This is a genomic window from Ralstonia pickettii (assembly GCF_000607165.1).
Classification (GTDB): Bacteria; Pseudomonadota; Gammaproteobacteria; order Burkholderiales; family Burkholderiaceae; genus Ralstonia; species Ralstonia holmesii.
In genome coordinates this window covers 53003-76745 of sequence record NZ_JFZG01000034.1, presented here as the reverse complement: position 1 = coordinate 76745, position 23743 = coordinate 53003, and the positions used below count along the sequence as shown (strand labels likewise).

The following is a 23743-nucleotide window of genomic DNA, read 5'->3' as shown; positions in this document are numbered from 1 at the left end:
TCAGCGTGGACGGGAACAATCGAGAAACGGACGCCATCCAAGGGGGGATTCAAACAGGCGCGAGGTTCGATTCGCTGGCCTGCTCCCGGACAAATGCAGCGAAATCCTCTGCACCCATGGGCTTCCCGAGCAGGAACCCTTGCACTTGGTCGCAGCTCAAGTCACGAAGCTTCTGCAGTTGAGACTGGGTCTCCACACCCTCCGCGACAACCTGCATTCGGAGCGTATGCGCGAGGCCGATGATTGCCGAAACGATGGCATAGCCCTCATCGCCATGCTCATCGAGGCCTCTAGTAAAGAACCGGTCGATCTTGAGCTGCTTGGCTCTGAACCGTTGGAGGTAGGCCAGGCTAGAGTAACCAGTGCCGAAGTCATCGATCGCGATATCGAATCCCGCTGCCTGGAATTCTCGAATGTTGGCGGTGGTTTGCTCGGCCACTTCCATCGCAACGGTCTCGGTAATCTCGAACATAAGGCGATGTGGCTCCACGCCGTGCTGACCGACAATCTCGTTGACCGTCCGTATATAGCCCGGCTGCTGAAGCTGCTGGGGCGAAAGATTGACCGCTATTCGCACCGGCGGGAGCCCCGCACGATCCCACTCCAGAATGTGGCGGCATGCTTGCCCAATCACCCAATTTCCAATCTGGGAGATTAGGCCTGTGCGCTCGGCCAATGGAATGAAATCCAAGGGCGGCACGATACCGAGTTCCGGATGCGTCCATCGAATCAGCGCCTCCGCGCCCTCGACTGACTGACCGTCACATCCGAACTTTGGCTGAAAATGGAGTTTGAACCCTCCCTTCTCGACCGTATCTTGCAGAGCCTGCATGATCTGGAGTCGCCGGGACGAGTTCTCTCTGATGTCGGGACCGTAACAACGGTAGCCATTCCCACCGGATGCCTTCGCCGCCGACATTGCCCCATCGGCGTTCCGCAGTAGGACTTCTGGCACGTCCCCATCCTTAGGGAACGAGGCAATGCCCACAGACAGCGTTACCCTTACCGTGGCTGCGTTGTCGACCGCGATTCCGCCGCGCATGCTTTCAACAAGTTTGCCTGCAAGTTCTTGCCCCCCACCACTGCCAGCGTCACGAACAACGAGAGCAAACTCGTCAGCACCGAGCCGCCCCACAACTGCGCTCCGGCCAGCCGCCTCGACCAGCCTCACCGCGACAATCCGCAGCAAGCTATCACCGATGGCCAATCCGTATGAGTCATTGAAAACCTTGAATGAATCAAGGTTGACGTGGAGTACATGGAACGCTGACCCGGCAATGGTCGCACTGTCGATCTGCTCCTGAATGCTCCGGTAGACAGCCTCCCGGTTAGGCAACGAAGTCAGGGGGTCAATGGAGGCAAGCATCGTCAAACGCTGCCTGACTTCCCGGAGCGAAGATGTCAGACCGATGCGTTCACGCTCGTGGCGGAATCCAATCACTGACAGCAGCAGCGCGAAGGAGACGATAAATACCGAGCTCACCACTACTGCGATTAGCGCCTCTCCCCCTGCTGACGCACTGGTCACGAGGAGCGATCGGCTGTTCGGCGCCACCACAACCGAAAGAAGCGAAAGGTAGTGCCCCCCGCCAATCGAGGCCCCGATGAGGCCGCTCGCCACGACGCGGATGGCCATGACTTGGTGTGCACCCGGGCGACCGAGCCGAATGCGAACGAGGAGCGCAGCCGTAGTGGCAGCAATGGCAAGGATCATTGCGCTGCCGAAGACGCCAGGAGAATACGTTAGCCCCGGCTCGACGCGGATCGCCTGCACTGCGGTAAAGCTCATCAGGGACAGACCGACGCCAGTAACGATGCCCGTGAGTACGACAATCTGACGCGTTGGGTTCGCACGGGTCGCTGCATCGAGCGTCAAATAGGAGACCAACAGTGCGAGCCCAAACGACTTGAGGGTGATCCATGTACCCTGCGCCACCGGAAACGGTAGGGTAAAGGCAAGCATGCCCAGGATATGCGTGGCCCAGAGCCCAGTGGCGATCGCGAAGGTCCCACCAAGAAGCCAGGACAAGCGCTTTACAGCGTCAGTCGAAAGACGGATACGTGCACTGATATCGAGCGCCGTGTACGACGTAAAGGCGGCGACGAGGACCGAAACCGCGACCAGTGCGTAGTTTTGCGAACCTGTCACCACCACTCCTTATGCAGCGTACTTAACCGGCTCGAACAGCGGGTTTAGTGAATACCCGTCAAACTGCTCGAAGTGCGTTGCTGCTCCGCGGATGTACTGCAGCATCTTCTCCGCCATTGCCCAGCGCCGGCCAAGTCGCTCCGCGGCAAGTGCGGTCTTTCCTGTGCCGCCGAACGGGTCGACCACCAGCTCACCTGGCTCGGTCAAAAACTTGATGAAGAACTCAGGAATGCGTGTGGGCATCATCGCGCCGTGCAGGGGCAGCCCGAGCTCTGCAGCTCGGCGGCGATACGCGCGAGTGTCGGCGCAAGACGTGCCCACTTCGAGCACGTTCGAAGGCAGGCGGCCTTCCGTCACCGTTCCGTATTGACCCAGACGGTGCACTTGCGACCCGTCACCGTAGGATGCCGTCCTCTTGACGCCCCCCTCCTCCATGAACCTCAAGTGGCGCTCGGTGTGCGGCAACAGGACCTTTCTGTTGTTTGAGCGCACGCGCGACGGGTCATTGGTGAACCAATAGCAGTGCTCATAGGCGGTCTTGAGCTGGATCGGCCTCAGGCATGCCCACTGGGTCGGTCCCGGTGCCTTTGAAGACTTCCAGACAATACGGTCCATCAGGTGAAGACCCAGTCGGTCTTCAAGAGCCAACACCAGGCGCTCGAGATATGTCGAGCGGGCCGGCGAGCCCCTGACATGGGCGTCGTTGGTCAAATTGATGATGATGCTCGCGCCGGGGGCAAGATGGCGGCACACCGGTTCAATCGTCTCGCAGACGAAGTCGATGTACTCCTTCATCGTGGGGGGATTCCCATATGCACGCGGCTTGGCGAGCAAAAACGGAGGAGACGTTATGACCAAATGCACCGGCTCGTTGAGCCCCGCAAACACCTGCTTGCAGTTCCCGAAGACTGCGATCCCGAGCTTTGTCGAGAATGCGATCAGCTGAACTTCGTTCCCTGCCTCATCCAGCTTCTTGCCGGCCGACTCCGTGAGTTGCCAGATACCGCGCTCACCGGCCACGCGCTCGAGAATACCCATGCGGCGAAGCGACTGCTGCCCCCACCGCATTTTCCGGTGAACGAGCGAGTAAAGCTTGCCGTCATCACCGATCGGCGTTTTCTCGTGGAGCTCCTGGATGGAAATGCCCGCGCGTACAGCGACGGCTTGGTAGAACTGCTTATTCGTCAGGCGACCGCCCGGAGCATCCGCGTAAGCGCTCGCGACGTGCGAAAAGAGGTCCAATTGCATAGCTGGAAGTTCTGGAAGTAGGACGCGCATTGGCGTCGACCCTTCCAGCTTGTCAGAGACGGTGCCTATTTCTAGCCCTGCGGGAAACCAACACCCGCTGCAGCGTCTATTGGGCCAGAATGCCCCACGCCGAACCACTCCGAATTAGCGTGCATGCGGGCCATCTTTCTGTTGAAAAGTTCGCCCTGCATCGAGAAACAGGCACGCCCATGCGCGCTCGCCTGTGATCCACTGCGCGAAGGCATCCGCTCGCATCGCTGGTTCCACCGGCGCGAGTCGGCTGCTAGTCCCCTACAGGCGCAGCAGCCGGATTCGCATTAAGGATTCCGCTTGCAGCCCTCAAGAGCCGGGCCGCGACGTCCGCAGATACATTCTCGGCCCCCAGATTGAGGGCAAGTGCATCCGCCATCGCCTTGAGTTGCCAGTCCGCCAGTCTGAGCGTCCTAGGGTCGCGCAAGACGTCCCCGTTGAGACCAATCAATGGCTGGAGCGCATCTCTCGGGTATGTGAAAGTGCAGCCGGCCGCGCCTTCAACAGGGTCTAGCCATACCTCAACATCGTCGTGAGCGCCAATTGCGCTGACTGTTCCCAGACGTCCCCGCGTGGCGTTCTGGTGGCATTCCGAGCCAAACTCGACGTCAGACCGCACCCGCACGCGACACCCTTCGTCGAGCCCAATCACAGTTGAGAGCAGATCGGGGAAGAGAACTCGATCAACCGCTGCGACCGCCGTCCCATATGCAAGCTTCGCGCCCCTTTTAGCTCGCTTGGCGTTTTCGGAACGGACCTCCTCGTAGAGGTGCAAGAGAGCAGCGGAGAGTGCGTCGTAGGGCCTGAGCCGCATCTCTCGAGGAGCACCCCGCATGATCAAGTGCATTGCCTTCACGGGAGCGCTGTCTTCACCTGGCGTCGGGCCATATGAGCCCCAACCGCTTCCGGCGGGCGCCCCGCTGCATCCGTCAAAAGCCATGTCTTTCTCGACTCCTCTGTTTCGACGCTGCAGAATGGCTCAAGGCGGCAGGGATCAACTCTGCTTTACCGGGAAAGGAAGGCAGTTCTGAAGCGCCACAGCATCCCCTCCCCAATCCTGACATTCTGCCGTCCGCTGTCTATACTTAACGCCAGGGATGGCCGTTTGCCCACATACCGTTGAAGTCGCCCATGTACTGTTGAGCCAGTGCACGATTGCGCCAGTCAGCACGGAAGTTTTCGTGGTTGTACTTCTCAGCGCGAACGGTGAAATTTAGCGATCCGGTCCCGACCGTCTCTCCGTCGCTGATGAGGTACTTGTTGTGCATCAGCGGTGCGTCATCCACATACCGGACCTGCGCGCCGACCGCAGCAAGACGTCCGGCTATAGAAGCTCCCTTGCCGACGTTCTCCTTCGCATCGACAACGATGCGCACCTGCACACCACGACGCATGGCGGCGACGACTGCCTTCTCAAAGCGCTTGTTCGTGAACTCGTAGGCTGCGATATCCAGGGATCGCGTGGAAGCCTTTACGACATGCAGCGCCACATTCATCGCCGAACGATTGGGCGAGAAGCCGACTTCGATCGTGCCTGCTGCCGGTACCGTCACCGCACTTTCACCCGACGAACTGGCGGCATCGTCTTGATTTTCGTCGTAGCCGCGAGAACCGTGGTACCCCCTGCGGCCCTGGTACGAAGTGTTTTGGTAACCGCCCTCACGGTTGTCTCGAGACATTGCCGCGGCGATCTTGGCCAGCACGTCAGGGGATGAATGGGAAGTCGGTTGCTCGACGCGATTGCCATGCCAAATGCCAATGCTGTCGAGAGCCGAATCGACGATCCCCGCTTGCGCGAATGCAGGCGCAATTAGGAGTGCTGCGCAGATGAATAGCTTCTTCATGGTCCTGTCCTGTTCTGGTTGTACCTACGACGCCAATGCTACGTACCGCTACACCGATTTCTACTGGTGACGATGTTGGCCAGGTCAAGGCGTCTCAACTTCCTATCGGGAAGTTATGGTCTCACTGATGCATGTTCTTTGCCAGCCTTGCGCTGCCGTGCAGGCAAAAAAAAACCCGCGCAGCGCGCGGGTTAAAGGTGAGATAGTGAAACTAAGCGACCACGGCAGGCAACTGCTCTACGATGTTGAGACGACCGTGTGCGTTTACCTCCAAGACAAAACGCGTATTGCGTACTGAGTCAGTGTCCACCCAGACGTCCGACAGAAGATCGGTTAGAAGATCCTGCGGCTTCACGTTCCGAGCCTGCTTGATCCATCGGCTGTACTTCGCCAGGCACTCGCGCTCGTACTGCTCATCATAGCGATCGTCGTCCGAGAATGCGTTGAACTGCAAAACACCTTCACCTTTGCTTGCGCTGGGCGGGCTGTAGACGGTAACGCTCTCCAACGATTTCTCTCCGTGACCGATCGCGATTTCGTGATCGGCAACCTTGACATCACCCCAAGGCCCCTTGATAAGCACCCCGTCGCAGACCTGTATGTCGAATGAGTGCGTTTCATGGTCGGATCCCGCTGTTGCTCCAGGACTCACGATCTCGAAGCTGACTTCGAGATCGTCAATCAGAGGCGCGTTCATGAGCCAGTGACCTTTGGGGACCTCTCCCCGAACAATAAAGGCTTCCATCTTCATAACGTAGGCTCTCTTGACTGCGCTGAGGAGGTCTTCCTCGAGATCCACACTTCCGGATCCACGAACCACTCGTACGACTCCCTTCTCGAAATCCGACCTCTTAAGAGGCTGGGCATTTGCACCCCTGTGAGCATAAGGGCTGTGCCAATCCGCAAAACATCGCAGATCGTCCAGGATATCCACCTCGCTCGCCGGTACAACAGGAAGCTCGCGGAGCAGATCCGGCGCACATTTGGACGCAACCCTCCAGTAGGCATTGGCAAACTCGACGGGGTCCATCTTGCCTTGCAGCTCAGCGAGCATGGAATAGGCGACTGCGGACACCTGCGCCTCGATTTCCTTGGCTTTGTCCTCCGCATCGATCAGGCAGTTGCGGTCAGGCAGCTTCGCTTTGTACCTTGCGCTATCGAGGTGAACGATAGCGTCGGGGCGCGAGGAATGGCTTCCCAGTACGCGAATGCCCTGAAGATACACTGCGGTCCGCCGTCCAAATCCGAAGCCCTTGAGGTCGCGAATCGAAACGGCCCCGACCGGTGTTGCGACGAACGTTTGGGCGTCCTGAGCGTCTGGTCGCTCCAGTTCTTCGCCGTTAAAAAAGATAGGAATCGGGTAGCCGCGCGCGATCTCTCTCAAGGCGCTGCCTATACGATTCTCGTCGAAGGTCAGGTTGCTCAAGGTCAGCCGTGTGCCACTCGCCACCTCACCAGCTTGCAGCGAGAAATCACGCATCTCGAGCAAGTCGAGAGTGCGCGCCTCGAGGCGTTGTCCGCAGGACTCGACCTTCAGCACCTCGCACGCAAACAGTGCACTTGTGAACCCCATACCAAATGGGTTTTCGAGCGACTGCGTTTGAGCATCCCAGCCGCTCTCGGCGATCGTGAACAGCTTCTGGAAGTCCTGGACCCCTTGACCGTCATCGATGACAGTCAGCGATTTTCCTTCCAGGCGGATGTCGACCATGCTTGCGCCGGCTCGACGGCTGTTCTGAATCAGCTCGGCCAGGAAGGTCGAGAAATTCGAGAACGCGAACTTCAGGTTCTTGACCAGGTTGCCCTGGTTGACTGCAATACGTACGGAAGAAGAGGACATGTTTGCTCCAAAGAAAATGCGGAGCAAACGACCCAGCGGGACGAAAGCCCCGCGAGGGTGAGATAGGAATTCGCACCTCCAACCGAAGGCGGTTCCAAGAGTTGAATTGCTGCTGTGTCGAAAGCGGACAACAACAGCCTGGCTGGGCACGGTCCAGCTACCGTGATCGAGGATCGGGATGGATTGTAACTCAGTTTCCCGATAGGAAGTACAAGCGGGCCGCTTCGATGGTGCCATCGCAATTACCAGCCACCTTTGGACAAAAAAAATGCCCCGGCCCCTTGTGGGGTCGAGGCGGGGAAGCGCAATGAAGTCGCCATCGCAAGCAGCTTGCTTACGCTGCCTCCTGGAACAGATCCCTTTGCTGGTCGTCCCGACTGAGCAGCATTTTGTGTTCTGCATCGCCGATTGCGTTCCGGATCAGATGCTCATCCAGTTCGGTTGGCGTAAGGTTCAGCCGCTCGGCGAGGCGGGTGAAGTACTGCCCTCGCTTCGCCATTTCCTGATACCGCTGAGCCATGCCTGACGGCAACCGCAAGATCCCTTCGTTCAGCCAAAACCGCGCGGAAGAGATTGCGGGTTCAGACTGAGTTTCAAGCATCAAGCGCGTGTCGAACGTACAGGTAACAAATGCGCACGCGGCCTCGGCGTCCACTTCAAGCTGGTCAGCTTCTTCGAAGTAGACTACGCGTTCGCCGGCCGTCGTTGCTGCATAGTTTGAAACCCGTTTGCCGTGACGATATCGGTTCCACTGTTCCGCCCCGTAATCACGCAGGCCGTCCACAGGTGCCTCGGCATCGTACTGTCCAACCCGATACCACCCATGAAGCGGGATCGGAATCTTTGGGTATGTCGCGACGACCGGAACCTCATAGCGTCGGCCCAACGTGTGCACGTCGTGCCAAATCGCCACCGCTGGGAAGGCCTGCGGCGCATAGTGGTGCATCGACAAGAAGAAGTCGATCGCGACCAATTGCTGCGGCGTCACCAACTGGAACTGAATATCGCAGAGCTCTCGGTTCACCGGGGTGTCTTCCAGTTTTCCCGTGGCCAGATCAGCTTGATGCCGGTCTGCGCGCTCGATTTCAGTCGCGTCGAGCGTCAGGAGGTATCTCAGAAGCGCGACACGGTGAGAGTATGAGTAGACGTCGGCCTGCACTCGCGTATAGCCGGCTTCGCTGACCGTACGCCCGACCAACTCGCGTTTGCTGAGATCCCACTGCGTCGCAAGTAGATAGTTTCGGACTCGATTGATTCCGGCCAAATGCGCATGCTGTGGCTCTTGAATCATCGACTCCATCGACTTGTCCCGCTCACCTGAAACGCCGCATATCGAACAACCGAACCGGCTACCACATGCTGCCTTGTTGCCGCTGTCGCCGACCGTCACACCACACGTACCTTCATTGCCCGCGCGGTAGAGATCGATCATGCGGCCGATGCTCCGAACGCTCAGAGGAGATGGGAACGGTGCGAATCGCTCATCCGAGAACATTGCAAGCATGTCCCAGACATCTGACAGACTCCAATCACAGATCGACGATAGCGTGAGGTAACCATCCTTATGCCGGACCGCATCCAAAGCAATTTCGCCTCGGAGAGACATCAGGCTAGATCGCGCCGCGCTTTCGTCGTAGCGAGTACCGAGTAGCACAATGGTTTCGCGAAAGCCCGCGGCAACCGCCTCTTTCTCAAGCAATGCACGCAAGCGCCCAAGCGGTTTGACCTTCCAGTCGTCCGCGCAGGCACGGATCACTTTCCCATCGCGCACACCGTTCTCAGGTGTACGGAGCAAGGTGCCACGCCCTACTGTCGAAACAACAAACTGCGCAGCAAGCGAAGGTTCCGCGATGTGCACGCCGACGTCCAGGTCGTTTTCCTCGCAGAACGCACGGAACTCCTCGAGCGCGATATGCAAATGGTTGGAAATGGACGGGTTCTCGATCGTCGTGTTAGACGTTGCGATGTAGTGCCGGGCCTGTTGCACGCCGGCCAGACACGATCGACGAACAGCCTCGAGCATCAGGATTGCGACACAGGTCGAATCCTTGCCTCCGCTGTAGCCAACCTGCAGGCCATGGCCAGCAGCGATCTTGTCCATCAGGATCACGATCACCGCTTCCATCTTGTTTCGGATCTCGTCAAACATACTGTTCTCCAATTAGGAGGAGAACAGCCCCCAGCGGGAGAAGTTCTCCCGTAGGGGTTGAGGTAGCGCCAAGGCCAGTAAATCCGGTGACCAATGGCGCCTGGTGGGCGCTGATTCGTTAGAACAGCGCCGGCTGAACGCCTTCACTCGACCAGCCGCATTGCTCAAAACCCTTTCGGATTCTGTCGTCGGCAACGTACGCGCGCAGGCCTTCTTTCACTTGCTCAGCATCACCTTGCTCGAAGATGGAGTCGAACTGACGCTCCCCAAAATCGAACACGGTGAAAAACATGTAGCCCGGGTTGTAGAGGCCAGCCAGAAACAGACGGCGAACGATATCGATGCGCAGATCGAGATCGTCTTTACCACTCCGGAAGCGCTGCGTGAAGTAGTACAGCCAGCAACCGAGCTCGAAATGCTCCTGGGCAGCTGGGGCTTCAGACGCGTGCTCCCAGCGGTCCAGCGTGGTCCCCTTGCGCTTAGCTGCGCCATACAGGTCACGCGCATCGCGCTCCAGCATTGCTCGCTGGCGGGCCGAGATTGGCGCGTTGACGCGATCAACAAACGATGTCATTTACTTCTCCGAAGGTTTGCGAAGAAGCGCCCCCATTTCGGGGAGCGCGTCCCCGCGAGGGTCAATTTGATGCCGGCGCCATGAAATGGAGTCCGACAGAACGGAAGAAGACCTCCCGCTTGGATTGAAGTCCCGCTTAGGTCAGTGAATACGGTGACCTATGCGCGCCCGGTGGCTGCGGGCTCAGAAGCCCTCGACCGCCCCGAGTTGCCAACGCTGTTTTGCGTAGGCCACCGCCATGGTTTCGAGCGAACTTCGCTCGTCGGTTTGCAGCTGGCCAGTGGACTTGAAGAAAAAGTCGAGCAGCTCGCACAGTCGCGCCTTCGTACGTTCGCCGTGGGCGGAAAACGTCTCAAGTGCGCAACGCACGTACAGCGGAAACGTCGTTTGAGTAAGAGTCATTGCTTGGCTCCAGATTGATGCAAGGAGCAGCCCCCTACGCGGGGACTGCAACCCGCGAGGGTGTGATCGATGACAAAAGCGAAACTGATTCACCAGAACACTTCGTTCACCGAGAGGGATTTGCGGCGCCAGAAATGGCCGCAAGATCGAAGGATGTGAGGCTGATATTCACCAAACCCCAAAGGCTGGGTTACGTCCAGCTACCGGATCAAGGATCAGGGGACATTCTACACCCCCAATTCCCAATGGGAAGCGCTGGCGCGTTGAAAAGGTATCGGTTACGCCGAGCCAGTTGTCCCGAAGACTTCCGCCAACTTTGAGCGAAAGATCTCAGCCAAAACGTCGGCATCATTTGCTGCGTCTACCGGATCCCGCTCGAGCTGGGCCCGGAGTGCATTCTTGAGCCAGTCGGAAGTGCTGGGGTCATTAAGAACCTGCTGGACCTTCATGTCAGTGAGTGTCATGGACGTTGGCCCCGTCTGGGGCTCGAATTGGTTGGACAGAGGCATAGATAGAGCGCCCCAACTGCCTTCAGGCGGTCGGGGCGAAGGATTCAGCCGCTCAGCCGGCTATCAGTCGGCAGAGCCTTCGTGCTTAAGGGTGACTCGAGCACGGCCAGGCGTGAACTTGCCCGACCACTCGTACCCCTGTTCCCGAACCTTGTCGCGGACACGGTTCTTGAACGACTCGCCGTGTTCCTTGGCGTGCATCTCACAATGGGCGTCCTCCACCGCGAGGGCGAACGCGAGATCGTTGATGGCCGTTCGGAGATGGCGCTTTAGCCGTCGCTGGTTGTCAAACCGCTTACCAACGACTGCGGCGACTGCCGCGGCGATGATTGCAGCCGTGAGCGTGAATAGCCCTCCAATGAGGGCCGCTTGAACCGCTGCATCCTGAAGATGAATCTGCATTTTTGCTACTCCTGGGAAAACTGGAGAAGCAATTGCCCGAGGGGCGATTGCCCCTCCGGGTTGAAATAGATGACAGCGGCGGTGATACACCGCCGTGACGAAGTGCGCAGCAGCATATGGCCGGCACTGTTGGCTAGAAAGACGGTCCAGCTCCCGGATCGAAGATCGGGATCGATTGTAGAGGATTTTCTACGACACGAAGCACGTCGAGGCAACCTAAGCGCCGGTGCGCGGGCATGCACGGCCTTTGATGCATTGATGACCGTCCTGGAGTGCCGCCTCTCCGATCTTTCGTCGAAGGTGACGAATGAGTGCCGCATGCTGTCTTGGAATCAGCCTCATTGCCTTGCCAGAATGCAAAAGCGCCCAGCCAACCCCGTGTCGGGAGTTGATCTGGGCGCATCCCCCTAGGAGGAAAACCTACATCTCCGGCGGACTGGCAACTTCGCGCCAGAAGCCGGAGGCTCGCATCACTTCCGCACCGTCAGGCAACACGATGTAGGAGATGTCGATCGCAGCAGCCGAAGGGTCCTTCGGATCCGCGTCATCATCCACACCTTCTGCAGGTTTGAACGGATACTGGATCGACACACCGCCGTCGGCGTACAGCGTGCCGGCCGCGTGGAGCTCAATTGGGAAGCACGTGTCGAAGGCAACCACCTTCACGACCACAGGGAATTGCAGGGCCGTCAATGGATTCTTCATAGTGAGCCTCCGTTCTGAATTCGCTTCGGCATCAGAGCGGACATCGTGACGTACTCGCCCGTAATGCCACGAATCATGTGGCGATGGTGCCCCGCCGCGTGGCATTCGAAGATCTTGTCGAAGCCATTCGGCGAGTGGTGCGTCAGTTTGCCATGACAAACCGGGCAATCGTCGTGATGGACACGAGTGACGACGCCATTCTCCATTCGTCGAAAGCCTGGCGACAATTCACTGGTTGGTGCTGGCGTTGCCGCCATATCGACCGTTGTGGTCATAAATCTGCTCCTGAGAAAGTTTCCTCGCAGAGCGGCCCCGCGCGGGACTGTCGCCCGCGAGGGATTGATCGAAAGAAGCGCCCGAAATGGCGCCACTCTAGCTAGTTTGGCCCAACTGCCGGAGCAAAAATCACCGCGAGAATTACTTGCGGTGACCCCGGTCTAAAAGCTATGGCCAATCAACCGCCCAAGTCTGCCGACGACTCCCAACTGTGGGTCGGAAGGCCATCGACTATCGAGCCGTCAGCATCCAAACGGAGCCAGAAAAAGCCGCGCTCGCGAGCCCACGACCAGATCGATCTGATGTCTTCTGGTGCCGCCAGCGCGAATGCGTAGGCGCCAGTTATGGGGTCTTCCTGAGGAACCCAAATCCAGTAGCCCGACTCGTACTGGCCGTAAAACCAAGGGTTGCGATCGCCAGCCAGCTCGAGCATTCCGTTCGTCTCGGCCGTAATGTGACAGGTCGAGAGACAAGCCACCGCCGCGACATCGGCGAAACCGCCCTTGCTGGCAGCAAGCAGTGCCTCTACTTCTGGAATCGCGTTGCCTACCGGCGTAAGCCTCGAGGTAGCCTCGGCACCTATCGCTCCAGCGCCCCCTGCCCCAGGGGGGGCATCGCTGTGCTCATGTGCTTTCGCGAAAGCGAGCAGCGATTGGATCAGATGCGTTGGGATGAGAACCAGGTTGTTCTGCATGAATTGCTCCGTGTTTGGTGCGAAGCAAACCACCCAGCGGGGAGTTTGCCCCGCGAGGGTGATAAAAGAAAGTGATGCGCGAGCCCAACTACTGAAGGGCTTGAACATCTGACAATGAAAGGACTCAGTGCAGCTTGAGGCGGAACTGATCGCCGGTTGCCGGCATGGCGCGGCGCCTTGCAGTTTCCATCCACTTACTCATCTCGCGCTTCCGATGGTCGATGGTGTTGGAAATCCCAGCTTCAAAGGCCTTTCGACGCGCACCGAGGTCGAAGGACATCGAATCTGTCGACGCGATCCAGTCGAACATTTTCAGTTGGTCGATTGCAGTTCCCTTTATGCCGAACAAGTGCAATCGACTGGTTTCAGGAAGTTCTCCTTCGAGACTTGCGAGGATTGCGAACAGACCGTGATCTGGATGCCCCAAGCTTCGTCGGCAGACCGACCCGAGGCCAATCAGCGCCGGCGGCGCTGCCCAAGGTTGCCAGCGCTCCCATACCGCGCGCATGAGCTCAAGGCTCCTTGCGTAGTGTGAAATTCGCCAGCCCTGCAAGACAGGCACGGGAAGACGCACCTCATTCCGAACAGATGACTCAGACCACCCTTGCTGGACTAGCTGGTTCTGGTACTCGTAGGCGATCCGAAGGCAACCTTCCAACAGTGTTGCTGTGGCGTCGATGCGGTAGTCGATTTCCTCATCGTTGCTGCATATTTCGGGCTCACAGCACAAGTCGGGTTGCGCATACCAACTCGCGCGAGTCGATATTGCAAAAGCAAGGTACTGCTCCAAACTCCAGGGGTACACTCCCGCTATCCCAGATTGCGTGCCCTTCTTTTGCCAAAGCGAGATCGCGCTATATCCGGCCGAATCTAACGCGTAGTCCAACTCGGAAAGGTCAGTTGCGGAAGGAAACGCGAACTGACGTGCAGCCGGATCCCAAAACGCATTTGCACTCACCATCACCGGGTAACCTTCATTGAAGGCGTGGAACACGAGCTTGCCACTGCGATGAGGGATGCCGACACGGGTAACCAACCCCGGATCGAGATACGCATTGACTTGGTCACGCGGCATGCGCGACTCAAGCAAACGGGTCAAAGACGGATTCATTTCCTGCTCCAGGATACGTGCGAAGCAGGACCCGGAGCGGGATGCTGCCCCGCGGGGATTTGAACAAAGACGCCGCGCTGGGCGGCAAGAGAGAGGCACTAGGTGCCATTGGCTAGATCAGGTCCAGCTGCCTTGCGAATGTTGCTGCGAAAGTATAGCGCGAAATCTAGCTTGCGCTCTTCGCCAACTTCCATTCCATCATCGTGACGCCCGTGCGCGCATCCAGGATCCTGCAGTAATCGCCCTTGCCATACCGGAACGTGGCGACCAGCGAGGCCAACCAATACCACGGTGCCGAGTACGAGGGACAGCTTGTTCCGCTCCGTGAAAACACCTGAAAGCGTAGAGTCATCTGAGTCCTATCTGAGAACCGTGACGTCTTGTCTGGCCTCAATTAAGCGCTGAGTCGCCCGAAATGGGTCCCGTCACTTCGATTTTGATTGCGGCACAGCGTTAGATCACCGGTTCGACGTGCCGTACGCTAAGAACGTAATCCTTGCCGTTGACGCCGTGAATGATGGCTCCCTCGCCGCCGGCGCCAATCCGGACTGACAGTGTTTGCGACGCGGCATGCTGGCGCGCCTCCCGCGAATCCAGCGTAGCATCCACCATTGCGACGCCGCTCTGGTCGAACGTGACCTTACTGATTGTCAGCCGCCAGAACCCGCTGAAATCATCCGGATTGATCTGTTCGCCAATAGTCGCGATGGGGAACGCGTAGCGTTCGCCGATCACTGCGTACCCCCCATCGCGAATGATGACGTTGCGCTCGACTTCCTGAGCCCCTTTCCGCAGCACCTTCACGCTGACTGCTGTCATTCCGCCCAACGTTCCATTGGGCCGTTCCTTCGCCGCTCGCACGTCCGCAATCGATGTCTCTTTGTGCCCTTCGGGCGACGCTCGGCCCTCCGTCCACGCATAGACCTGTCGGTATTCTGCATTCGCGGGGCTCGCAGCGGCAAAAACGATCAGCAACGTGAGCGCGGCTGCGTTGGCCAGGAAGTTGATTTTCATTTAGAGGTCGATAGATCTTTGGTTGCAACATTTGGACTCGCATTACCGGTGTGGAACGGCAAAGCGTGGCTCGCGTCAAATGGCGACGTAGGTGGATGGACTTTCCAATGGCCCACCCCCTCCCATACGCCATTGGACTCGCGGTACACCAATCCGCCTTTCCTGAAGCCAAAAAATATTGGCCAGTTGTTCAGATATAGCGAGGCAAGCTTCAGCACGGTCGGGTAACGGCTGGCACCGCGAAGTCGCGCCGCACGGCACACGAATCGCAGCCAACTGGCAGTCGTAATTGACGCCCAGATCAACTCTGCAATCAGCCAGAGGACGAAATACAACACCAGGCCCCAAAATATAATTCCAGTGGCGAACATGGCACTACTCAGCATGAAGCCCCCTTTCGTTCAATAATGGGTTCGCCCGTTTTCTGGACCGCGGCCGGCGCCCTGCTTAAGTGGTGACTTCATGAGCCGCCGTGGACATTCTGGCGTTGACCCACAGTTCCTCAAGACCAACCAACGAGTAGTACGCTTCGTCAGTCTCTTCGAGGGATTGAGCTAGATCGTAGGCAGGGACGCCATTGGCAGAAAAGATCACAGTGCCGCCAGATTCTTCGGCATTGAACGCACGTCCGCGCAAAAACCAAACGAGGACTGTGGGCTGTCCAACCTCTTCGAAGAGGGCAAAGGAGCGCAGGTTTGCCGCCACGTTGGCTTGCATTGCAGGCTCTTCCGGATCACCTGCAACGAACGTCATATCACCGGGATTCCAGCGATATACTCGGAACGCGCCGGCAAATCGCATCTCCTCGGGAGCGTTGGCGTTCCACCAATCGCACAACGACTTCACAGCGCCATTCGCTTCGTAGTCTTGCTTAATCTTGGACCAAGGAACTGTATCCGTGAGCAGATTTAGCGCAGCACGAAGCGCAGAATAGCTCCCGGAGATCGCCATATTCTTCCGGACTTCGACCAACCCTGGTCGTGACGCTCGCTTAGCTCTCGACACGCGAGTACCGTGGAAGTCAGCAACGCTCGTCAAACTGAAGGTCCCGCCCAGCAGTGCATCCTTCGTGGGGTTGTTCCAGATCCCTGAGAACCACTCAATGTCGCGGTAAAGCACAACGAACTTCTGCCCACCTGGGGACTCTGCCGTCATGGAGATTGCCGCCTCCAGGGACTCCGCAGCGATGTCGGAGTCTTTGAACCATCCGCAGTACTTTTGACGGGGCGCCAAGGCCCCCAGCATCTTGAGAGCGGTCTCCACCTCTTCAGGCTCGACGTAGTCCGCTGTGAATCCAACGTACGTATATGACCGAGCCTGGCGCATGAGCACACCCTTCACTGAACCATCGGCGTATTCGCGCACTACCAAGGTTGGGAAGTCTCTGGAAGGGTGCTTCGCTGTAGCGTTCCAATCGATCGGCCACTCGTCGCACAAGTAGTCGTGATGCACGCATGCGATTGCACGACCCTTGTAGGAGGTGCTGCCAATCAGCTGGGCTACATACACGTGGTGGTCGGTGGCACAAGCTGACCGTTCCCACACTGGCGGCGCGAACGAATAGTGAACCACCGCCTCGGCACCGTCCTTCTCTCCTGGCACCACCGCCAGCAGCTCGAAGATCTGTTCCTTGTGTCCTGCTTGGAAGCGCTTCGCGAAAAGCTGGTCACGCAAGTCGAGGCGTTCCACTTCTGTCAGCATTTCGTTCTCCGTTGCTCGTCACTGCATGTGGTGCGGCTGCGCCGGATAATTGCCAGGCGCGCGCGATCACCACTTGTGGAAGATGGAGATGACGATACCTGCGCCCGATTACGCGAACAATCTAGAAAGGAGCCACAAACGGGAGGGGTTTCAAGTTGAGCGCTGCCTGTGGTTCCCGACATGGGGCCCACGAGGCGGCCCAGATATGGAGGGGCGAGTACGTGCGCGCTAGGTGCTCTCTGCATCGGGATCCGCAGGCAGCAAAACAACGCTCTCCCGGCGATACCACTGCGGCTTCAATCTCCCATCCATTCCTTTCTGGAATTTTAGATAGTCGCCACTTGCATGCACCTCGACGATGGTGCCGTAGGCGTAGCGGCCGCTCCGCTGTCGAACCTTGCAAGCTCGATTTAGCGCGTGTAACGCTTCCTCCCTTGAGGTGCTCACAGATGGACTCCTCTCGTTGGCACCGGGTCCAAGACGAACGGCGTAAGGCGGCGACTAACCCACTGGATCGACGTACCCCGCCCGTGAACCATATAGGTCGAGCTAACTAATTGTCGCCCGCATTTTTGATGGGATTCAACTGGGCTGGGTCCGCCGGCACCTTCACAACCACATCGCCAGATTGGGCTGCCTCCAACAGGACCCTGTCGATACTGGCCTTCAGTGTTTTGCTTTCACCTTCCGTGTAGCTCGGCCAAGGAACGAACGGCTGCGCATAGTCACGCCCAAGGCGGATGGATTTCGGACAGCGGTACACCGCAGCTTGGTGTTCCATCCTAACGATCAGCATGTCTCCGCTACAGTCCAAATGCTCGCCCGAGAAGGTCACATCCATGACGCCTGAGTTCGCCGGATTGCGGAAGAAAATCAGGTGGTCAATAGGCGTGGCGCACATATAAATCGCTGCAAGTACAGCCCAAGTGGTCATACCGAATCGCAGGCCACCGCCGATCGCACCTTTTTGAGCACGTGCTGCCAGCACCAGCTTGAACCCGAACAGAATCAAGCTGATGCAGCCAAACAAGAGGTAGGCTACTGGGGCCCAGTTGTAGGCACCGCTGTCGATCCCTCCAGCAGCGGGAGGCAGAAATTCAATTCCCAGCAGGAACGCAACAGACGCTACCCCGCAGGCGAACAAGTGAACTTGGCCGAGCCAACGGGCTTTTCCCCCTCGAAGGAGTCCCCGTATCGCCGCGATGAGGTTCGCGTACATAAGGAAACAACTGATGGCGAGGAAAGGCATTTCGATTGAATCTCGGTTTTCGAGGATGGGATTGAACAGCGCGGCCGAGGCGAGCTAGATCTTGCCGGTTCGGACCAGGACGACGGCGTCAGCATACTTCACCGGCTGGCCAAGATATTCGCAAATACGAGCGTGCAGCAGCGTGGGATCCTCCCACGGCTTGTCGTTGAGCTTCCCCAGCGCCTCTTTCAAAAGATCGACAGCTGTCTCGTGCTTCACTGCATCAATCCAATACTGCGGAACCGGCATTCACTCTCCATAGGTCGGCGCCTCGTTGCTTTGGCAAGAGCTGCAATTCTCACCATGCGGCAATCCTCGAGCAACCGAGAAAGGAGTTCCATGCAAGGGGGCTTTTTACTGCGAATCTCGAGGTATGTCGATTGGATGCTGACCAGCTGTGCGAGCAGGACTTTCGCCCTCCCCTGTTGCGAATGATTGAACGATCTGTGGACCCGCGGCCAATGCACTCTCGGTCAAGCACACTCACAGCCAACCGGATCGGCTCAGCAAATGCCCATGAACACCGCGAAGGCCATCATCCAGAAGACCCAGGCTGTCGCGAAGACGACGTCGAACGACCACTTCTTTGTCTTGTGACGAGCAAGCGAGCGTCCGATCTGGCTGCCGACAAACCCACCGGCCAATGTAATGATGTGGAGGTACGCCTCAGGAATCCGGCGTTGCCGGGTTCTTGCAAGGATCTTGTCGACTGCGAACATCACGAACGCCACCGAGTTGATCAGAAGGAATGGCAGGCGGAAAGATGAAGGAAATATCGGCGTGAGGACGACAACGACACTTGAAGCGATCGCGACGATCTTCATGAGGCGGCTCGAATTCTCGAGCAGTCGAAACGACTGTTGTTGAGGTGAGTCCATGATGTTGCTCTTTCTCCCGCGGTATCCCACGGCCCACGAACCAGCGAATACGCACCCTCGAGCCCAGAAACTTCGTCGCTACGAAGATAGCCAGTTGGCGCTACAGAATACACTGGCCAGAAAAGCAGAAAGCCCGTCTCGCATCGGAGAGACGGGCTTCTGAACTAGCGACTGCTTTCGGATCAGTTTTTCCGTGTCAGCCCTCGCGATCCATGTGGCGCTCAGTTGTTTGAATGCTACCCATCAACGATGAGTCCGCGCTCAATTCCAAGCCGCCATGCGGCAAGATGCGCCGCATATCCGGCCTCGCTGAAACACTGTTCATCGAGGCCCGCCGTAGGTGGCCCTGCCGTGAAGTTGATGGATGTCCACAGAATCAACTCCGCGCCGAGTCCTTGACCTTGATACTCGTCTGCAATGCAAACAGCGCCCGGCGTGTTGTAGTAACCAACGACCGAGGCACCGCTCCATCCGCTCGATGTGGCGGAGCGGTGCAGAAGCAGAGCACTATCAGACGATGCAACGAAGCCATACTCGGGGCTCCTGATCGAGACCTCCACCTCACTCGCGTCGAATTGGACATCGATATCGCGGATGTAGTCTTCAAAACGTTGGTTGAGCCAAGGATCCGGGCCGTCCGACTGGCAGACGAAATCGTCCTCGCTGCAAACGAGGGGAGCTTCCGCCGGCGAAACTTGACAGCCTGAAGCCAGTGCAGCGGGGCATCGATTCATGCGACCTCCTGGAACGCCAGCGCCTCTTCGAGCATCTGCTGATACGTGATCAAGCCCTCCTGGAACTTCTGGCGAACTGCCGCCAGGCGAACTCCACGCGCCCATCTCTCCGATGCACCGATTCTGTCGAGCGCGCCAGGATCGGGCACCCTGAATCCCTCATCCAGCAGGGATTCCACGGCATCTTGGAGTGAGTTGTGGCACGTATGCCCGACAAATCCGTCCTCGTCGAACCGCTGGATGCGCCAAGGTTCAGTGCCAGACATCTCCGGAGCAACGAAGCCCCAGGCCTCGCGATGAATTGAACGGCACTCGATGCCGACCGGCTCACCCTTGTATGCCTGCATGAGCTGCTGATAGCAAATCTGCACGGGGCTAGCGATCTGACGAAGATGCCGCGCAAAGTCGGAGGCTACGCGCAGATGAGCGACCCGGGCACGGTCCCATTGAGCCGTGCGGAACCGCGTGGTGGTTGTAGATGCCATGTTTTGCTCCTAAATGGAAATTGAGAAGCAAACACGCCCCAAGGGAGTGATTGCCCCCCTTGGGTTGGATGTGACGCTGCCTGTATAGCAACCGGTGTTGGCCAATATCGCGGCGCCACTCAGATGAAGCCGTCGACAGCTGACAAGGACCTCTATTCCCAAGTCCTAGTGCGCGCGCTCAATCTGCACGCCGCCGGCTTCCTGGGAGTCGCCGGCGATGCTCGACTGGCGCGATTCCACAAGCACCGAGAGGTACTCCTGATAAGCCAGTCGATCGATCGGGGCGAAGGCGAGCCCTTTTGCATCGCAGTAGTGACGCAAGTCGGCGAGCAAGCACAGAACCGCGTGCTCAGCTCCTTCCGGAGAGTTCGGTACGTCGGATGAGGTCTCGTTTGCGACACCCCATGCCTTGAGTGCCTGTTCGACCCGGGCCACCCGCATGCGCGGACTGTAAAACGAATCCGAAGCGAACTCGCTCATCTCGGCCGGAATCCGGATCTCGATAGCAACTGCGTCGGAAACTTTAGTTGTGCTCATTACCTGCTCCTGATTGAAGTATCGCGAAGCAGGTCCCCTAACGCGGGAGACAAGCCCCGCAAGGGTTATTAGTTAGCGACAAAAGCCGCTTGGCTGGGGCGCGGTCCAGCTACCGTTGAAACTGAACTGATGTTACTACACGCACTAGGTGGCGCGCACTCTAGGCGAAGGGATTTTTCTTCACACTCGGGCATATCTCTCTGGGCTTACACCTTGGCGACATCACGTTTTCGCCTGGGATCAAGGGATATCGCCGGCACCTAACCGCGCACTGAAAGGCGAAGCGCTTCAAATACAGCTACCGCCCCATGAATGGAAAGGCCCGCGTCCTCCATGCGCGGGCCCAGGTACATTGAAACACGTGCGAACGCGCTACAGCCGAAGCTGTTCAAGCGGCCAATGCGGAGTAAGCACCGAATGCACGAAGGCGCTGGCAAACTTGATGCGCGGATTCCTCCGGGCTCGGTGTCGAGCCGCCAGCAATAAAGGTCCGAAGCGGGCCGGCCCAGATACTCCAAGTCCAACCGGGTCTGGAGCCGCCGGCACCAGATTCGAGCGACATGCGGCACGCGTAGCCACCCCAGTTCGCGGACAACATACCTTTCCCCGTCGGCTCGAACGTCAAGACGGGACCTGCAGCATCCAGCTTGAACGACGCCGATTCAGCGTTCGCAACCGCTGCGGCCAACACCGTCGCCGGCAGCATTCCGATCCACTCGTGTGCATCAGCAACTCCAACGCCGGAAGGACCAATGCGGTAACCGTTGTGCGCAGCTTGCACCGTCATCGCCTTCCACATCCCAGCACGATTGCGGAATGCTTCTTCTGCGAGTGCAACAACGCTCGAGTCGAGCAGCTTCGCGGTCGGAAACACCACTGCCTCTTTCGGCAAGCGCCCCGACAGCTGGGGACCAACTCGCCGAATCGACTTGATGCGGTACCGAGGGAAGTACTCGCTGAAAATGATCTGCTCTACAACGCCACGGTAGGTGACGCCGAGGACTACGCACCGCCCTTCAATTCGATCGCCAACGTTGATACGAGGCATTTGGGCGGAGCCGGCATCTTCAGCAGCAGAGTTCGATGCCAGATAGACGGCAGCGGGCCGGCTGCCAAGGAAACCCTGGAAAGAGGGAACAACAGTAGATTGAGTGGATGCTTGCAATTTCGACTCCTGGTAGAACGCCAGGCAGCCGACCCGTCATACGGGTGCGTGCCAAGCGCTAGGAAATGGGGTATGGGGGCCGGGAAGAGGCCATGGATTCACCTGCGCAAACGCGCAATAGATTTGATGCAACGCGAAAACGCACCTGCGCTGACCTCGATTCGAGGCGGCAAAGCGTATTTCGACTGGAGTGAGTGCGGGACGGTTGCGGCGCGCCGGGCAGCAGCTTCGTATCGATAAGTCGACGTCGCAAACTTCCGAAGGCGTCCAAAACGGCCGATAGCGACCGTAGTGTCCCAATACAAGCAGTGTGTACGCTCAGCTTGGAGCGTGCGGTCCCTTGAACCTCAAGGGTAAGTGATTCGCGACTGTGGAAGATCGCTTTGGCTGGATTAGGATCGGCCCAGCTACCGAGTACAACGGCACCACTATACTCGAAGAAATTCCTAACAGGAAGCTATTCCACCCCTACAAAAGGAGGGGACGGCGAACAGGCTTTCCGACGTAAAAGCCTGCGCCCCCCGTAATCCCGCAAACCCTGCATGGCTCCAATTCAGAGCTCGCGAATGTTCCAGTCGTCCATGTCGTCCTTGGATTCAAGCGGATAGCCGCCTTTCCAACCGGCCAGATTCGCCCGAATATAGGCGTCATTGTCCTCGCTCGCCTGCTCCGGAGTCAGGCTTGTCACGCGCCAAACGAGAAGCTCTTCATTGACCTGAAGTACTAGCTCGCTTCGATACTTTGCACGATTTCGATAGAACTCGGCCGGATCAATCTCCGACCGTGGCGGCAGGTTCAGTGCTACGGGAACGACTTGGCCTCCCGAAACCTCTTCCATCACACGGGCCGTGTAGCCTTCATTGGTCGACGTGATGCGAATCATGAATCTCCGCTCTCGCGCGTTCAAGAAATAGACTCTGCTCTTCATTCATAAATCCTTATGATTGCACTGCCGGAAGGTTAGCCGTTCTCTTGCGGTGGCAGAACGCCTGCCTTATCTCGACGGCGCGCGCAAAAGCCGACCGAACGGGCGCTCCGCCGGCGATCCAAGCCTGCGTTCCAATTACTTCCTACCGAACATTCTTCCCGCGCAGATAAAGAGCGGAATGCCCGTGACGACAAGTGCAACGCCGACGATGATGGGGTGCGCTCGCGAAGTCGAGACCAACCACGAAGCAAAGCCAGTCTCCACCATCAGGTAAGGGACACCCAGAACCACGCCCACAAACACCACAACGGCTACCACAGCTGGCAGCAGGTGCGCCACAACGTCTTGGGACGAATTACTCATTGCATCTTGTCCTTCGGCTACCGGCCGGTTGCGGGGTGCGCGATCGCATCCAGTCAATTTCTCATCTCCCGGGAATCCTGATTCGCGAGTCATTGGACCCCCATTGGATCGGTGTGGCTGATGTAGGTGTGCCCTTGGTAGTAAGCAAACCCGCAACGCAGAACCCACACATCGTCCTTCTTGTAGATCTCAACCGACTCATCCTTGCACGAAGTGGCCCGCAGCCTGGCGAGCCCCACTTCATCGAGGTTGCCGGTGTCTTCCGCGAGAAAGCTCGGATAACTGCTGCCGTTGACCAGATACAACCGCTCCAAGGTAGCAACAAGACCGACGGCCATTGCGATGACGATCAGGATGTTTATGCCAACTTTGATCATTTCGGATCTAGTCTCTCATCAATGAAAGATGCCATCACACATGCCACCTCCAGGCACGGCGAAGCTACACACTTGTCGCCAGCGCGCCGGCGACTCAATGCGCCCGCACTTTGAACACCGCACGGTCGAAGCATCTGGCAGCATCTGTTCCATCCCCGAATGCAAGATGAATGCTTCCTTGCTTACCTCCTCACCGTTCAAGAGGTACACAGGCGTTTCGCCCCGGAGCTGCGCAAGGAAGAAGGCTGTCTGCTTCTGACTCTTCGCTTCTTCAATCAACTCTTGCCGTTGCTGTTGCAGGTAGGCGATGTCTTCCGATTCCATATTTCCCCCTCAACCCTGACGACTTGGCGATAGCTCACGTGGCGACCAATGCATT

The 23743-nt window shown here is 58.0% G+C and carries 27 protein-coding genes; all 27 read right to left on the bottom strand.

From position 1 onward, the window contains the following. Positions 1 to 49 precede the first annotated feature (49 nt). A complete protein-coding gene (locus BG83_RS0126480; protein ID WP_024979591.1) occupies positions 50 to 2149 on the bottom strand; it encodes a putative bifunctional diguanylate cyclase/phosphodiesterase in 2100 nt (699 codons plus the stop codon). 9 nt (positions 2150 to 2158) lie between these two features. Continuing rightward, positions 2159 to 3397: a site-specific DNA-methyltransferase gene (locus BG83_RS0126475; RefSeq protein WP_024979590.1), complete on the bottom strand. Its 1239-nt coding sequence runs from the start codon at positions 3395 to 3397 to the stop codon at positions 2159 to 2161. Between the two features lie 1115 nt (positions 3398 to 4512). Further along, positions 4513 to 5271, bottom strand: coding sequence for a phospholipase D-like domain-containing protein (locus tag BG83_RS0126465; RefSeq protein ID WP_024979588.1), 759 nt, complete (start codon positions 5269 to 5271; stop codon positions 4513 to 4515). Between the two features lie 211 nt (positions 5272 to 5482). Next, entirely contained in the window at positions 5483 to 7111 is a 1629-nt protein-coding gene (locus BG83_RS0126460) for an ATP-binding protein (protein WP_024979587.1), read from the bottom strand. Between the two features lie 334 nt (positions 7112 to 7445). Further along, complete coding sequence (locus BG83_RS0126455) at positions 7446 to 9260, bottom strand: hypothetical protein (RefSeq protein WP_024979586.1); 1815 nt, start codon at positions 9258 to 9260, stop codon at positions 7446 to 7448. A 118-nt stretch (positions 9261 to 9378) separates the two neighbouring features. Further along, positions 9379 to 9834, bottom strand: a complete 456-nt coding sequence (locus tag BG83_RS0126450) for a hypothetical protein (RefSeq protein ID WP_024979585.1) — start codon at positions 9832 to 9834, stop codon at positions 9379 to 9381. 183 nt (positions 9835 to 10017) lie between these two features. Continuing rightward, positions 10018 to 10236: a hypothetical protein gene (locus BG83_RS0126445; RefSeq protein WP_024979584.1), complete on the bottom strand. Its 219-nt coding sequence runs from the start codon at positions 10234 to 10236 to the stop codon at positions 10018 to 10020. A 278-nt stretch (positions 10237 to 10514) separates the two neighbouring features. After that, positions 10515 to 10700 carry a hypothetical protein gene (locus BG83_RS0126440; RefSeq protein WP_024979583.1) on the bottom strand — a complete coding sequence of 62 codons (186 nt, stop codon included), beginning with the start codon at positions 10698 to 10700 and terminating at the stop codon, positions 10515 to 10517. 108 nt (positions 10701 to 10808) lie between these two features. Beyond that, positions 10809 to 11147 (bottom strand): hypothetical protein, encoded by a 339-nt coding sequence (locus tag BG83_RS0126435; RefSeq protein ID WP_024979582.1) that lies wholly within the window; start codon positions 11145 to 11147, stop codon positions 10809 to 10811. A gap of 420 nt (positions 11148 to 11567) precedes the next feature. Next, on the bottom strand, positions 11568 to 11852 hold the full coding sequence (locus BG83_RS0126430; RefSeq protein WP_024979581.1) for a hypothetical protein: 285 nt from the start codon (positions 11850 to 11852) through the stop codon (positions 11568 to 11570). Then, positions 11849 to 12127: a hypothetical protein gene (locus BG83_RS29160; RefSeq protein ID WP_080693756.1), complete on the bottom strand. Its 279-nt coding sequence runs from the start codon at positions 12125 to 12127 to the stop codon at positions 11849 to 11851. Before BG83_RS29160 ends, BG83_RS0126430 begins: the two co-directional genes overlap by 4 nt. Positions 12128 to 12306: 179 nt before the next feature. Continuing rightward, a complete protein-coding gene (locus tag BG83_RS0126425) occupies positions 12307 to 12822 on the bottom strand; it encodes a hypothetical protein (RefSeq protein WP_024979580.1) in 516 nt (171 codons plus the stop codon). 124 nt (positions 12823 to 12946) lie between these two features. Continuing rightward, positions 12947 to 13933, bottom strand: a complete 987-nt coding sequence (locus tag BG83_RS0126420; RefSeq protein WP_048932974.1) for a DUF7221 family queuine tRNA-ribosyltransferase-like protein — start codon at positions 13931 to 13933, stop codon at positions 12947 to 12949. Positions 13934 to 14386: 453 nt separating this feature from the next. Continuing rightward, positions 14387 to 14947 carry a hypothetical protein gene (locus tag BG83_RS0126410; protein ID WP_024979577.1) on the bottom strand — a complete coding sequence of 187 codons (561 nt, stop codon included), beginning with the start codon at positions 14945 to 14947 and terminating at the stop codon, positions 14387 to 14389. Further along, positions 14944 to 15318 (bottom strand): hypothetical protein, encoded by a 375-nt coding sequence (locus BG83_RS29155; protein ID WP_182557885.1) that lies wholly within the window; start codon positions 15316 to 15318, stop codon positions 14944 to 14946. Before BG83_RS29155 ends, BG83_RS0126410 begins: the two co-directional genes overlap by 4 nt. Positions 15319 to 15394: 76 nt before the next feature. Beyond that, a complete protein-coding gene (locus BG83_RS0126405; RefSeq protein ID WP_024979576.1) occupies positions 15395 to 16648 on the bottom strand; it encodes a hypothetical protein in 1254 nt (417 codons plus the stop codon). Between the two features lie 553 nt (positions 16649 to 17201). Next, a complete protein-coding gene (locus tag BG83_RS0126400; RefSeq protein ID WP_024979575.1) occupies positions 17202 to 17897 on the bottom strand; it encodes a hypothetical protein in 696 nt (231 codons plus the stop codon). A 54-nt stretch (positions 17898 to 17951) separates the two neighbouring features. Further along, the gene (locus BG83_RS0126395) at positions 17952 to 18146 is read right to left on the bottom strand and encodes a hypothetical protein (RefSeq protein WP_024979574.1); all 195 of its coding nucleotides are present in this window, start codon (positions 18144 to 18146) and stop codon (positions 17952 to 17954) included. Between the two features lie 254 nt (positions 18147 to 18400). After that, positions 18401 to 18721 (bottom strand): DUF1294 domain-containing protein, encoded by a 321-nt coding sequence (locus BG83_RS28200; RefSeq protein WP_025584864.1) that lies wholly within the window; start codon positions 18719 to 18721, stop codon positions 18401 to 18403. Between the two features lie 290 nt (positions 18722 to 19011). Then, positions 19012 to 19509, bottom strand: coding sequence for a hypothetical protein (locus BG83_RS0126385; protein WP_024979572.1), 498 nt, complete (start codon positions 19507 to 19509; stop codon positions 19012 to 19014). Further along, positions 19506 to 19994: a hypothetical protein gene (locus BG83_RS0126380; protein ID WP_024979571.1), complete on the bottom strand. Its 489-nt coding sequence runs from the start codon at positions 19992 to 19994 to the stop codon at positions 19506 to 19508. The genes BG83_RS0126385 and BG83_RS0126380 overlap by 4 nt, the downstream gene beginning before the upstream one ends. Before the next feature lie 165 nt (positions 19995 to 20159). Next, positions 20160 to 20531 (bottom strand): hypothetical protein, encoded by a 372-nt coding sequence (locus tag BG83_RS0126375; protein ID WP_024979570.1) that lies wholly within the window; start codon positions 20529 to 20531, stop codon positions 20160 to 20162. Positions 20532 to 20919: 388 nt separating this feature from the next. Then, complete coding sequence (locus BG83_RS29145; RefSeq protein WP_080693754.1) at positions 20920 to 21696, bottom strand: hypothetical protein; 777 nt, start codon at positions 21694 to 21696, stop codon at positions 20920 to 20922. A 553-nt stretch (positions 21697 to 22249) separates the two neighbouring features. Next, a complete protein-coding gene (locus BG83_RS0126365; protein WP_231973479.1) occupies positions 22250 to 22579 on the bottom strand; it encodes a hypothetical protein in 330 nt (109 codons plus the stop codon). Between the two features lie 180 nt (positions 22580 to 22759). After that, positions 22760 to 22987, bottom strand: a complete 228-nt coding sequence (locus BG83_RS0126360) for a hypothetical protein (RefSeq protein WP_024979567.1) — start codon at positions 22985 to 22987, stop codon at positions 22760 to 22762. Positions 22988 to 23076: 89 nt separating this feature from the next. Beyond that, positions 23077 to 23364, bottom strand: coding sequence for a hypothetical protein (locus BG83_RS0126355; RefSeq protein WP_024979566.1), 288 nt, complete (start codon positions 23362 to 23364; stop codon positions 23077 to 23079). Between the two features lie 18 nt (positions 23365 to 23382). Beyond that, complete coding sequence (locus BG83_RS0126350) at positions 23383 to 23688, bottom strand: hypothetical protein (RefSeq protein WP_024979565.1); 306 nt, start codon at positions 23686 to 23688, stop codon at positions 23383 to 23385. Between the last annotated feature and the right edge of the window lie 55 nt (positions 23689 to 23743).

Excerpts from the sequence above, each read along its gene's own strand:
- BG83_RS0126475 (WP_024979590.1), bottom strand. The coding sequence starts at position 3,397 with ATGCAATTGGACCTCTTTTCGCACGTCGCGAGCGCTTACGCGGATGCT.
- BG83_RS0126465 (WP_024979588.1), bottom strand. The coding sequence starts at position 5,271 with ATGAAGAAGCTATTCATCTGCGCAGCACTCCTAATTGCGCCTGCATTC.
- BG83_RS0126460 (WP_024979587.1), bottom strand. The coding sequence starts at position 7,111 with ATGTCCTCTTCTTCCGTACGTATTGCAGTCAACCAGGGCAACCTGGTC.
- BG83_RS0126455 (WP_024979586.1), bottom strand. The coding sequence starts at position 9,260 with ATGTTTGACGAGATCCGAAACAAGATGGAAGCGGTGATCGTGATCCTG.
- BG83_RS0126450 (WP_024979585.1), bottom strand. The coding sequence starts at position 9,834 with ATGACATCGTTTGTTGATCGCGTCAACGCGCCAATCTCGGCCCGCCAG.
- BG83_RS0126445 (WP_024979584.1), bottom strand. The coding sequence starts at position 10,236 with ATGACTCTTACTCAAACGACGTTTCCGCTGTACGTGCGTTGCGCACTT.
- BG83_RS0126440 (WP_024979583.1), bottom strand. The coding sequence starts at position 10,700 with ATGACACTCACTGACATGAAGGTCCAGCAGGTTCTTAATGACCCCAGC.
- BG83_RS0126435 (WP_024979582.1), bottom strand. The coding sequence starts at position 11,147 with ATGCAGATTCATCTTCAGGATGCAGCGGTTCAAGCGGCCCTCATTGGA.
- BG83_RS0126430 (WP_024979581.1), bottom strand. The coding sequence starts at position 11,852 with ATGAAGAATCCATTGACGGCCCTGCAATTCCCTGTGGTCGTGAAGGTG.
- BG83_RS29160 (WP_080693756.1), bottom strand. The coding sequence starts at position 12,127 with ATGACCACAACGGTCGATATGGCGGCAACGCCAGCACCAACCAGTGAA.
- BG83_RS0126425 (WP_024979580.1), bottom strand. The coding sequence starts at position 12,822 with ATGCAGAACAACCTGGTTCTCATCCCAACGCATCTGATCCAATCGCTG.
- BG83_RS0126420 (WP_048932974.1), bottom strand. The coding sequence starts at position 13,933 with ATGAATCCGTCTTTGACCCGTTTGCTTGAGTCGCGCATGCCGCGTGAC.
- BG83_RS0126410 (WP_024979577.1), bottom strand. The coding sequence starts at position 14,947 with ATGAAAATCAACTTCCTGGCCAACGCAGCCGCGCTCACGTTGCTGATC.
- BG83_RS29155 (WP_182557885.1), bottom strand. The coding sequence starts at position 15,318 with ATGTTCGCCACTGGAATTATATTTTGGGGCCTGGTGTTGTATTTCGTC.
- BG83_RS0126405 (WP_024979576.1), bottom strand. The coding sequence starts at position 16,648 with ATGCTGACAGAAGTGGAACGCCTCGACTTGCGTGACCAGCTTTTCGCG.
- BG83_RS0126400 (WP_024979575.1), bottom strand. The coding sequence starts at position 17,897 with ATGCCTTTCCTCGCCATCAGTTGTTTCCTTATGTACGCGAACCTCATC.
- BG83_RS0126395 (WP_024979574.1), bottom strand. The coding sequence starts at position 18,146 with ATGCCGGTTCCGCAGTATTGGATTGATGCAGTGAAGCACGAGACAGCT.
- BG83_RS28200 (WP_025584864.1), bottom strand. The coding sequence starts at position 18,721 with ATGAAGATCGTCGCGATCGCTTCAAGTGTCGTTGTCGTCCTCACGCCG.
- BG83_RS0126385 (WP_024979572.1), bottom strand. The coding sequence starts at position 19,509 with ATGAATCGATGCCCCGCTGCACTGGCTTCAGGCTGTCAAGTTTCGCCG.
- BG83_RS0126380 (WP_024979571.1), bottom strand. The coding sequence starts at position 19,994 with ATGGCATCTACAACCACCACGCGGTTCCGCACGGCTCAATGGGACCGT.
- BG83_RS0126375 (WP_024979570.1), bottom strand. The coding sequence starts at position 20,531 with ATGAGCACAACTAAAGTTTCCGACGCAGTTGCTATCGAGATCCGGATT.
- BG83_RS0126365 (WP_231973479.1), bottom strand. The coding sequence starts at position 22,579 with ATGATTCGCATCACGTCGACCAATGAAGGCTACACGGCCCGTGTGATG.
- BG83_RS0126360 (WP_024979567.1), bottom strand. The coding sequence starts at position 22,987 with ATGAGTAATTCGTCCCAAGACGTTGTGGCGCACCTGCTGCCAGCTGTG.
- BG83_RS0126355 (WP_024979566.1), bottom strand. The coding sequence starts at position 23,364 with ATGATCAAAGTTGGCATAAACATCCTGATCGTCATCGCAATGGCCGTC.
- BG83_RS0126350 (WP_024979565.1), bottom strand. The coding sequence starts at position 23,688 with ATGGAATCGGAAGACATCGCCTACCTGCAACAGCAACGGCAAGAGTTG.